This window comes from Sphingomonas sp. (assembly GCF_023266535.1).
Taxonomy (GTDB): domain Bacteria; phylum Pseudomonadota; class Alphaproteobacteria; order Sphingomonadales; family Sphingomonadaceae; genus Sphingomicrobium.
In genome coordinates this window covers 1-10971 of sequence record NZ_JAHFPY010000010.1, presented here as the reverse complement: position 1 = coordinate 10971, position 10971 = coordinate 1, and the positions used below count along the sequence as shown (strand labels likewise).

Sequence of the window (10971 nt, the reverse complement as noted above, 5' to 3'; positions counted from 1 at the left end):
ATGCCGTCACGCGAATCGCAAACCGACCGGCAACGGATCAACGTCGCCGGGCCGACCGCGCTTGGCGACGCAATCGCCTGGACTCGCCGCTACGCGGCCGACCAGGCACTGGCCGAACATGACCAGGCGCGGCTGTGCATCATTGTCGAGGAACTCGTCACCAACCTCTGCGAACATGGCGTTTGCGAAGGAGATCGCGAGATCGGAATCGAGCTGGCCCGTGACGGTTCGTGCCTCGGCCTGGCAATCGAGGACAATGGCAGGCCGTTCGACCCGCGCACGGCGCCCCACAGCGCGGACATTCCGACACGCGGCGGCGGCGCCGGCCTCAACTTGGTCAGGAGTTGGGCCGAGATTGTCGAATATGAAAGCGGCAATGGCCGTAACCGACTGGAGCTCAGGCTGCGGCTATCTGACGGCTGAAGCCTACTCGGCGGCCCACAGTTTCGATTTCTCGACGATCGTCAGTTCGCGTAGCAGCGCGTCGACGCTTCCGGTCAGATCGTCGAGGAAGGTGATTTGGTGACGGGCGCCGCAATACCTCTCGACCAACAGGATGGCGTCGAGCAGGATCGGCACGACCAGCCCTTCCGGATCGTCCATTTCGGCAATCCCGCGCAGCCGCTCCAGCGCCTTTCGCCGCGCTCCTTCCGGATCGGACATCGCCGCCGTTCGTCCAATCAACCAACCCATTCCCGACTCTCCATTATGAGATGGAAGAGTAGCGAACACCGGCCTCCGGGCTAAGTTCCGGCGGGCTTGCCCAGGCGTCGGCTCGGCGCATTGCCTATTTGGCGCGAGCGGCCTTGGCCTCTTCGGCGGTGAGCAGCCGCACACCCAGCACCGGGCAGCGGTCGAACCCGCGCCCGGGGTTGGGCACAATCAGCTCGGCGTCATGGCCGCGACAGATCCAGGTCCCTCCGCTGGTCGAACGAATGCCGACCCGTGTCGTGAAGTCGATCTCCGGGCAGGTTCCAAGGATATCGAGCTGGTAGTAGGTGCTGGCACCGGTCCGGACGAGCACCGTGTTGCGGTCGACGGCGTGGAAGTTGTTGACCTGCCCGGCCGTAAAACATTGCCGCCCGGACGTACCCGCGGCGCTTTGGCCCTGGGGCGGCTGGTTATAGGTGCAGGATGCCAGAGCTACCGTCGCGACTGCCAATGTCAGGGTGCGATCCATGGCGCAGAATCCTTCCGCAAATGAAGTGCGCTCGACTGCATGTCGTTCCGCTGAACGAACTCAGGCGCTGGCCTCACTCAGCCGCTCAATCTGGGCGGGCGACAGCTCAAGGGTCAGCGCCGCGACCAGTTCGCGCGCCTGTTCGATCCTGGTCGCGCTGGCGATCGGCGCTGCGATGGTCGGCTGTGCCTTGAGCCATGCCAAAGCGACGCTGGCCATGGCCGCGCCGGTCTCGGCGGCGATATCCTCTAGCGCCGACAGCACCGCGCGGCCCCTGTCATTGAGATAGCCAACCGTTCGCCCGCCGCGAACGCTTTTCGACTCGTCATCCTTCGACCGGTATTTGCCGGTCAGGAAACCGTTGGCCAGGCTGTAATAGGGAAACACCGCCAGCCCCGCCCGTTCGGCCGCATCGCGCAACGGCCCTTCATATTTCGCCCGGTCAATGAGGTTATACCAGGGCTGGAACGCGCTCGGCGCTGTCAGTCCGTTGGCCTGCGCGGCATCCATCGCCTCGTCGACCCGCTCGGCATCGAAATTCGAAAGCCCGATCGCCCGCACCTTCCCCTGCCGGACCAGCGCATCATAAGCGCCCAGGCTGTCGGCCAGCGGCACGCTCTCGTCGTCCTTGTGCTGATAATAAAGGTCGATCGTTTCGGCCCCGAGCCGCCTCAGCGACGCCTCGCAGGACGGCGCAATCGTCTCCGCCGCCAATCCGTTGGTGTAGCCCGCCTTGGTCGCGATCACGACCTTGTCGCGTCTGGCCGGATCGCGCTTCAGCCAGCGGCCGATCAGCGCCTCGCTTTCCCCTCCTTGATGGCCCGGCACCCAGGCGGAATAGACGTCGGCGGTGTCGATCATCGTTCCGCCTGCATCGACGAACGCGTCGAGCACGGCAAAGCTGGTTGCCTCGTCCGCCGTCCAGTCGAACACATTGCCGCCGAGTGCGATCGGGCTGACTTGTATCCCGCTGGCGCCGATCGTCCGCTTATCCATTGGCGTCGCTTTCCGACCAGTCCGCCGCATCACGAACCCGCTGCGAATGGGACAATTTGGTCACCAGCACCGCGTCTGCAGTGGCAATGATGACCAGATCGTCGACCCCGATCGCCGCCACCTTGGGGCCGTCGCTACGGATCAGATTGGCGTGGCTGTCGATGACCAGCGCCTCGCCCACCACGACGTTGCCGCCCTCGCCTTTTTCGGCGGCATCAAACACCGCCTCCCAGCTGCCGACATCGGACCATCCCATCGCCACCGGCACTACCGCGACCCGGGCGCTATGCTCCATTACCGCATAGTCGATAGACTTCGCCGGTGCTCGGGCAAATTCCGCTTCGTCGATCCGGATCACCGGGCCGTCACATTCGCCCTGTGCGATTGCCTTGCTGGCCGCGTCGAGGATCGCCGGAGCATGGCGCGCCAGCTCCTCCCGCCAGCTTTTTGCCGACGCCAGGAAAATGCCGGCGTTCCAATAATGCCCGCCCTCGGCCAGCATGGCCCGGGCCTTTTCCTCGGCCGGTTTCTCGACAAAACGGGCGACGGGCCGCACGCCTTCGCCGGCGCCCGCCGCGATATAACCGAATCCGGTCGCCGGATGGTTGGGCTCGATGCCGAAAGTGATGATCTTGCCTGCTTCGGCGGCAGGCTGGGCCAGGGTGATTGCATCATGAAATGCGCTAACGTCGGCGATATGATGATCGCTCGGGCAAATCAGCAGCAGCTCATCCTCGTCAGCCAGCGTCGCGGCCAGGGCGATGGCGCCGGCGCTGTCGCGCTTCACCGGCTCAAGGACGATCCTCGTTCCCGGTGCGACGATGGCGCGCAGTTCCGCTTCCTGCGCCTTGTTGGCGACGATGATCGGCTCGGCGAAGCGGTCGCCGAACCGCTGCAGCGTCTGCTCGAACAGGCTGTCGTCGCCGACCAGCGGCAGCAGATGCTTGGGCCGAGCGGCGGTCGACAGTGGCCACAGCCGCGTCCCGGCGCCGCCGGCAAGGATCACCGGGCGGATCGGGCGGGCGCTGGAGGAATCGCTCATGGCCACCACCATGCGCGGGAAGATGCCGCGGTGCCAGCATCAATGACCGGCAGCGAAATTATCGGGGCATTCACCATTCATTTGTAAAGTTTTGCGACACCCCTGCCCATGTCGGCGAATCTTACACAGAGGCGCGCGTGACGGCGCTGATCGCCTTTTGGACGCACGCGCTAGCCGCGACGCTGTTCGCTTCGCTCACCCTGTGGGAATTGCGGCGCGGGGTCAGCGAGAGCGAGCAGCGCATGCTACTGGCCGCTTTCGCCCTGACCGCTATTTGGGCGTGGGTGACGGCAGTCGCCCCGACCACCATGCTCGCGGCCTATTCGGAAACCGCCCGCAACCTATGCTGGGTCGGAGTGCTCTACCGCCTCGCCGGGATCGACAGCAGCGAGGAGCAGCTTGGCGTTCGCCCGGTCTATGCGGCGGTCGCGGCCGTGCTCGGGTTGCAGCTAATCGTCGACGCCTTGCCGCTGGTAATCGAAACCGAGACGCTGACCCGCGGCCACGCGCTGATCGTCACCGCCATCATTCTTCGCCTGACTGCCGCGGCCGGATCGCTGGTGCTGGTCCATAACCTCTATGGCCAGGCCTCTCCGTCGAGCCGGTCCGGAATCCGGCTGGCGATGATCGCCATCGCCGCCATGTGGGCCTACGACCTCAACCTCTACACCATCGCTTACTTCGACCCGGCATCGGCCCAGGGGTTGTTCGATTTTCGCGGCCTCGCCCTGGCGTTGGTCGCTCCCTTGTTCGCGATCAGCGCCGCCAGGGGAGAGCGCTGGCGGATCCGGCTGTCCCGCGCCGCCACGTTCCAGAGCCTCTCGCTGCTGGCGATCACCGCCTATTTCGCGGTGATGGCGGTGCTGGTCACTGCCCTGCGCGGCTCGGGCTTCGACTGGACCCGGGCGGTGCTGGTCGCGCTGCTCGCGGCGATGACGGTCGCCGCGATGGTCCTGCTTCCCTCCAGCCGCGCGCGTGGCTGGGCCAAGGTCAAGATTGCCAAGCATTTCTTCGAACACCGCTACGACTATCGCACTGAATGGCTGCGCTTCACCGAGACCATCGGCGCTACCGGACCCAAGGCGCCGCCGCTTGGCCAGCGGGTCATCAAGGCATTTGCCGACATCCTTGATGCGCCCGGCGGGTTGCTGCTGGTGGCCGACGAAAATGGCTCGATCGAGCCGGCCGCGGCGTGGAACTGGGAAGGCAATGCCAACCTCGGTGCGGCCATCCCCAACCCGGAAGCACTCGGCTTCTGGCTGTCGGTCGGAGCCGAGGGGCGGATCATCGATTTCGATGCCCTGGATGGCGGTTGGGCCGATGCCCGCGACCGCGAGCTCGACATCCCCAAGCCTTTGCTGGGCGAAGAGCAGGCCTGGACCGGGGTTCCGCTGATCCACGAGGACCGGCTTGTCGGACTGGTCCTGCTCGCCGCGCCCGATTACCGCCGCCCGCTCGACTGGGAAGACTTCGACCTGCTTCGTACTGCGGGGAGCCAGGCGGCCTCCTCGCTGGCTGAGGCGCATGGCCAGCAGGCGCTGATGAACGCGCAGCGGTTCGAGGATTTCAACCGCCGCTTCGCCTTCATTCTTCACGACGTGAAGAACCTCGTCAGCCAATTGTCGCTGCTATCGCGGAACGCCGAGCGCCATGCCGACAATGCCGAGTTCCGCGCCGACATGGTCGCCACGCTGAAAGGTTCGGTCGGCAAGATGAACGAGCTGCTCGCCCGCTTGGCCCCGACGCCCGACCAGCGTCCAGCCAAACCCGAGCCGACCCCGCTTCGGCCGCTGGTCGCCTCGGCTATCGCCGCCAACCGCCGCGACCATGAGGTGATGATGCTCGGCGACGGCGATCTCGTCGCCATGGCCGACCCGCTAATGCTCGAGCAGGCGCTCGGGCACCTCATTCAGAACGCGGTTGACGCCAGCTCGCCCGGCCACCCGGTCACCGTTCGCATGGACGGCGACGAAACGCTGGTCACGATCGTCGTCGCCGACGCCGGGACCGGCATGGACGCCGAGTTCGTGCGCACCCGTCTGTTCCAGCCGTTCGCGTCGACCAAAGAAGGCGGCTTCGGTGTCGGCGCGTTCGAGGCCAAGAGCCTGGTCGCGGCCATGGGTGGCCGCCTGACGGTCGAGAGCAAGCCCGACGAGGGCAGCAGCTTCACCATTTCCCTTCCCGCCGCCAATTCCGCGGCTGAGCAGAATCGGAAAATCGCATGAGCGAACCAGCTTCCAACCCGGCGGACCTCCCCGTCCTGCTGATCGTCGAGGACGACGAGGGCCTGCAGCGCCAGCTCAAATGGGCCTATGAAGGCTATCGCGTGGTCATCGCCGGCGACCGGCCGACCGCGATCGAAATGGTCCGGCTGCATGAGCCGTCGGTGGTGACGCTCGACCTAGGCCTTCCGCCCGACCCCGACGGCACCGCCGAGGGTTTTGCCACGCTGACCCAGATCCTGGCATTGAAGCCCGACACCAAGATCATTGTCGCTTCCGGCCATGGCGCGCGGGAGAGCGCGCTCAAGGCGATCGCGCTTGGCGCCTATGATTTCTACCGCAAGCCGGTCGACATCGACGAGCTCGGCCTGATCGTCAGCCGTGCCTTCCATGTCCATGAGATCGAGAGCGAGAACCGCCGTCTCGAAGCCGCCAATGGCGGCGCCGCCGCGCTTGGCGCGATGCTCACCGCCAGCCCCGAAATGATCAAGGTAGTCCGCACCGTCGAGCGCGTCGCCTCGGCCGATGTCTCGGTCATGTTGCTGGGTGCCAGCGGCACCGGCAAGGAACTTCTGGCCCGCGCGGTCCATGAGAAATCGGCCCGTTCCAAGGGCGAATTCGTCGCCATTAACTGCGCCGCGATCCCCGAGAACCTGCTCGAGGCGGAACTGTTCGGCTATGAGCGCGGCGCTTTCACTGGCGCGGTCAAGACCACGCCCGGCAAGATCGAGCTGGCCCAGGGTGGCACCCTGTTCCTTGACGAAGTCGGTGACATCCCGCTGCCCCTGCAGGTCAAACTGCTGCGCTTCCTCCAGGAACGCGTGATCGAGCGGATCGGCGGCCGCGCCCCGATCGCGGTGGATACGCGGATTGTCTGCGCCACCCACCAGGACCTCGAGGCGATGATTGCCGACGGCCGCTTCCGTGACGATCTCTATTACCGGCTGGCCGAAATCGTCGTGAAGATCCCGAGCCTCGCCGAGCGCGCCGGCGACGCTGTTTTGCTCGCCCGCCATTTCGTCAATCGCTTCGCGCGGGAAATGAACCAGAAGGTCCAGGGCCTGGCCCCCGACGCCGCCGACGCGATCGATGCCTATCCCTGGCCCGGCAATGTTCGCGAACTTGAAAACCGCATCAAGCGGGCGGTGATCATGGGCGACGGCAAATGGGTCTCCGCTGCGGACCTTGACCTACCGGGAGGCCAGGAAGCAGCGGCCGAAACGCTGCCGATCAACCTCCGCGCAGCCCGCGAAGTGGCTGATCGCCGGGCGATCCGCCAGGCGCTGTCACGGACCGAGAATAATATCTCCGGCGCGGCCAAGCTGCTCGGGATCAGCCGCCCCACTCTCTATGACCTGATGAAGCAATATCAGCTGGGTAGTTGATTATCGGGTCCGAAACGGTCAGTTTACGCGGCCTTTACCTACTGGCGGTATGTACTCCCCTTCCGGGGGTATCGATGGCAGGTAGCGTATTCGGCAAGACTGGGACGTCGTACAAGGTGGCCTCGAGCCACTTGATCACGACGTGCGCCACGCTTGCTGCCATCCTGTTGTTCGTCATTTTGGGCGCCGGCGTCCTGCCCAGCGCGATCGGCGCGCGGGTTACCGCCACCAACGCACTGGTCGCCGCCTTCCTGCTCAATATCGCTATCATCCTGTTCGGCTATCGCCGCAGCCGCGACCTCGCCGAGACGCTGGCAACGCTGAAGCAGGCCGAGGCCGACGCCTATGTCAACGCCTACGCCGACCATACCACCGGCCTGCCCAATCGCCGCGCCTTGCTGCGCGAGATTGAAGGGCTGTTCGACAAAGCCGATCGCGGCGGCGCGCTGCTTCTGCTCGATGTCGACCATTTCAAGCGGGTCAACGATCTCTACGGCCATGTCGCGGGCGACCAGCTGCTGCGAGAAGTCGGTGACGAACTTGTCCGGACCCTTCCCGCCAACAGCTTTGTCGCGCGGATGGGCGGCGACGAATTCGCTGCCCTGATCCGCGACGAGCAGGACGCCGAAAGCGCCGCTCGAAATGCCGTGCGGGCATTCAGCCAGCCCGTCAGCGTCGGCGAAGCACGCGCCCAGATTTCGGTTTCGGTCGGTCTCGTTCCGCTGCGCTCCGAAACCAAGCCGATCGATGCCCTGCGCCGCGCCGATGTCGCCATGTATTCGGTCAAGCAGACGGGCCGCAATGGTTATGCCTGGTTCGACGCCGAAATGGAGCTGCAGCTCAAGGCCCGCGTCGAGCTGGAAGACGAGATCCGCGCCGCGATCGAGGCGGACGAGTTCGTCCCCTTCTTCCAGCCGTTGATCAGCCTCGATACCGGCGAGCTCAATGGTTTCGAGGTGTTGGCGCGATGGAACTCTCCAACGCGCGGCCTGGTCGAGCCCAACGATTTCATCGGCATCGCGGAACAGTCGGGCCAGATCGGCCTGCTGTCGATGAAGGTCATGGAAAAGGCCTTCGTCCAGGCGCGCGACTGGCCCCCGCACCTGAAGCTCGCGGTCAATGTCTCGCCGGTCCAGTTCCGCGACGCGCAACTGGCCGAGCGCATCATCCAGGTACTGACCGAGACCGGCTTCCCGGCCCGGCGCCTGGAAGTCGAGATCACCGAAGGTTCGCTGCTCGAGGATCGCGCGCAAGCGCTGACGATCCTCGAATCCCTGCGCAATCATGGCATCGCCATCGCCCTCGACGATTTCGGTACCGGCTATGCCTCGCTGAGCCAGCTCCATTCCCTACCGTTCGACCGGATCAAGATCGACCGCAGCTTCATCAACTCGCTCGGCCAGAGCGAACAGGCCGCGGCGATCGTCCAGACCATCGCCGCGCTCGGCAAGACGCTAAGCGTTCCGATCACCGCCGAGGGCGTCGAAAGCGACCATATCCGCGAGCAGATGGCCGCTCTGGGCTGCACCGACGCCCAGGGCTTCCATTTCGGCCGGGCGGTCTCGGCCAACGTCGCCCCGATGCACTTTGCGGCGACGGATGCCGAACCGGCGAGGAAATTCGGGACCGAGCGCACGCCGCCCGCCGAGCCGCTCAACAAGCCGGACGAGGGGGATGACGCCCAACGTCGCCCCGCCGCCGGCCAGAAATGGTAACGCCAACTTTCCCATTTGATTGACGAACGGGCGCGGCTTTTCGACCAGCGTGCTTGCCGCTTGCCTGCTCCGCCTTATCGTCCGCTCCCAAATTCCAATTACGGGAGTGGGCCATGGATCGCCGCGAATTTCTTTCCCTCGGCAGCGTTGCCGCCTTGCTGCCGGCGGTTCCTGCCAGTGCCGCTGCGGCTCCGGATGCCGGTTCGTCCGGCGACGCCCAGCTCAACGCCACTTTCGACAAGATTTTCGAGGAGCAGGTCCGCGCCTTCCCGGCCTTTGCCACCAACCTCGGCCTCGACAAGGGTGCCAACGCGGATTTGAAATCGAAACTCGATACCCGCCCCTATCAGGCCGCTCGTGCCGAGGACCTCGCCCGCAACAAGCGCTTCATCGCTGCCGTCGATGCGGTCCCGCCGGCTTCGCTTTCTCCCGCCGGGCAACTCAACCGCGAAATCGTCCTCTATGATCTCGGCACCAACCTCACCGCGCCGGCAAAGTACGACCTGGACTCGGTCCAGTCGCCCTACATAATCAGCCAGCAGGACGGTGTTTATTTCTCGACCCCCGATTTCCTCAACAGCGCTCACACGATCGACAATGCGGCCGACGCCGAAGCCTATCTTTCGCGCCTCGCCCAGTTCGCGACGCAGCTCGACAATGAAACCGCCGAGCAGAAGCGGCAGGCGGCGCGCGGCTATGTCGCGCCGGGCTGGTCGCTTGACCTCGCCCTCGGCCAGATGCGCGAACAGCGCTCGGCGCCGGCCGAAAAGAGCCCAATGGTCGATTCCATCGTCAGGCGCACAGCCTCGATCCCGGGCGACTGGGGCGCCCGCGCCACTGCGATCGTCACCAAGGACGTCTATCCCGCACTCGACCGCCAAATCGCGGCGGTCGAGGAATTGCGCAAGTCCACCCCGGCCGGCGACGGCGCCTGGCGCATCCCCCAGGGCGACGCGATCTATGCCGACGCCCTGGCCCAGGCGACCACCACCAAGTTCACGCCGGACGAGGTCCACCAGCTCGGCCTCGCCCAGGTGGCCGAAATCACCGCCCAGCTCGACACGTTGCTCAAAGCCGCCGGCTTCACACAGGGTACGGTGGGCGAGCGGCTGGCGATGCTGAACAAGAGCCCGGCCCAGCTCTATCCCGATACCGACGAGGGTCGCATGGCGCTGATCGCCGGCCTCAACGCCGGAGTGAAAGACATGACCGCGCGGCTGCCGCGCGCCTTCGCTACCCTGCCCACCCAGCCGCTCGAGATCCGCCGCGTTCCGCCGGAAATCCAGGATGGCGCGTCCAACGGCTATTATCGCCGCGCCACGCTCGATGGTTCGCGCCCGGCGATCTACTTCATCAATCTGAAGACCACCGGCGACTGGCCGAAATACTCACTTCCGGCACTGACCAATCACGAAGGCGTTCCGGGGCACCATTTGCAGATCAGCCTCGCCCAAACGTCGGGCAATTTGCCGATGATCCGCAAGGTCAGTTTCTATTCGGCCTATGGCGAAGGCTGGGCGCTGTACGCCGAGCAACTGGCCGACGAGTTGGGCGGCTACAACGGCATCGAACGCGCCGGTTACCTCCAATCCTATTTGTTCCGCGCGTGCCGCCTGGTGGTCGACACCGGCCTCAACTCAAAGCGCTGGAGCCGCGAGAAAGCGATCGACTATATGGTCGCCACGACCGGCTTCGCCCGCCCTCGCGTCCAGCGCGAAATCGAGCGCTATTGCGCCTCGATCGGCCAGGCCTGCAGCTACAAGATCGGCCACATCGCCTGGACTCGCGCCCGCTCCCGGGCGCAGCAGATCCTCGGCGACAAGTTCGACCTGAAGCAGTTCCATGAGGTGCTCAAAGACGGCGCCATGCCGCTCACCATCCTCGAACGGCGGATCGTGGAGCGGGCGGAGGCGGCGAAACGCGCCTAGCGCGCCAGCGCCTCGGCCATCTCGGCTACCTCCAGCCAGCGCAGCTCCGCCGCTTCCACGTCGGCGCGATGGCGGGCGATGCGCTCGGTCAGCTCGGCAAAGCGCTTGGAATCGCGGGTGAACAGGTCGGGATCGTGCAACGCTTCCTCATCCGCCGCGATCGAAGCTTCCAGCTTCTCGATCTCGCCCGGCAACCGGTCCAGATCGCGCTGGTCCTTGTAGCTTAGCTTCGACGCGGCCGCCTTCGGCGCCGGCGCGACCTGTGCCTCGGCCTTGGCCTTGGCCGGCTGACGATGATCGACGTAGCGCTTGCGGACCCAATCCTCATAGCCGCCGGCGACGATGTCGACCTTGCCCGACCCGTCCAATCCCAGCGTCACCGTTACCGTCTTGTCGAGGAAGTCGCGGTCGTGGCTGACGATCAGCACCGTCCCCTCATAATCGGCGATCACCTCCTGAAGCAGGTCGAGCGTCTCCAGGTCGAGGTCGTTGGTCGGCTCGTC

General features: G+C 65.4%; 9 protein-coding genes and 1 pseudogene. 5 read left to right on the top strand and 5 right to left on the bottom strand.

What is annotated here, in order from left to right:
- Positions 1–423 (top strand): ATP-binding protein, encoded by a 423-nt coding sequence (locus Q0C64_RS02560; protein ID WP_294120605.1) that lies wholly within the window; start codon positions 1–3, stop codon positions 421–423.
- A 3-nt stretch (positions 424–426) separates the two neighbouring features.
- On the opposite strand, the gene Q0C64_RS02555 is transcribed toward Q0C64_RS02560, so the two are convergent.
- The 4 genes from Q0C64_RS02555 to Q0C64_RS02540 all read right to left on the bottom strand — a co-directional run bounded on the left by Q0C64_RS02555 (position 427) and on the right by Q0C64_RS02540 (position 3218).
- Positions 427–693, bottom strand: coding sequence for a hypothetical protein (locus Q0C64_RS02555; protein ID WP_294120604.1), 267 nt, complete (start codon positions 691–693; stop codon positions 427–429).
- 94 nt (positions 694–787) lie between these two features.
- Positions 788–1180, bottom strand: a complete 393-nt coding sequence (locus Q0C64_RS02550) for a DUF6491 family protein (protein ID WP_294120603.1) — start codon at positions 1178–1180, stop codon at positions 788–790.
- Between the two features lie 60 nt (positions 1181–1240).
- The gene (locus Q0C64_RS02545) at positions 1241–2176 is read right to left on the bottom strand and encodes an aldo/keto reductase (RefSeq protein WP_294120602.1); all 936 of its coding nucleotides are present in this window, start codon (positions 2174–2176) and stop codon (positions 1241–1243) included.
- Positions 2169–3218: a sugar phosphate nucleotidyltransferase gene (locus tag Q0C64_RS02540; RefSeq protein ID WP_294120601.1), complete on the bottom strand. Its 1050-nt coding sequence runs from the start codon at positions 3216–3218 to the stop codon at positions 2169–2171. The genes Q0C64_RS02545 and Q0C64_RS02540 overlap by 8 nt, the downstream gene beginning before the upstream one ends.
- Before the next feature lie 137 nt (positions 3219–3355).
- Here Q0C64_RS02540 and prsK point away from each other — a divergent pair, with 137 nt between their 5' ends.
- The 4 genes from prsK to Q0C64_RS02520 all read left to right on the top strand — a co-directional run bounded on the left by prsK (position 3356) and on the right by Q0C64_RS02520 (position 10468).
- Positions 3356–5443 (top strand): XrtA/PEP-CTERM system histidine kinase PrsK, encoded by a 2088-nt coding sequence (gene prsK, locus Q0C64_RS02535; protein ID WP_294120600.1) that lies wholly within the window; start codon positions 3356–3358, stop codon positions 5441–5443.
- Positions 5440–6825 (top strand): PEP-CTERM-box response regulator transcription factor, encoded by a 1386-nt coding sequence (prsR, locus tag Q0C64_RS02530; RefSeq protein WP_294120598.1) that lies wholly within the window; start codon positions 5440–5442, stop codon positions 6823–6825. The genes prsK and prsR overlap by 4 nt, the downstream gene beginning before the upstream one ends.
- Positions 6826–6899: 74 nt before the next feature.
- Positions 6900–8540, top strand: coding sequence for an EAL domain-containing protein (locus Q0C64_RS02525; RefSeq protein ID WP_294120597.1), 1641 nt, complete (start codon positions 6900–6902; stop codon positions 8538–8540).
- Positions 8541–8653: 113 nt separating this feature from the next.
- Complete coding sequence (locus tag Q0C64_RS02520; protein WP_294120596.1) at positions 8654–10468, top strand: DUF885 family protein; 1815 nt, start codon at positions 8654–8656, stop codon at positions 10466–10468.
- On the opposite strand, the pseudogene Q0C64_RS02515 reads toward Q0C64_RS02520, so the two are convergent.
- A pseudogene (locus Q0C64_RS02515) lies at positions 10465–10971 on the bottom strand (ABC transporter ATP-binding protein); the annotation flags it as partial. The gene Q0C64_RS02520 and the pseudogene Q0C64_RS02515 overlap by 4 nt on opposite strands.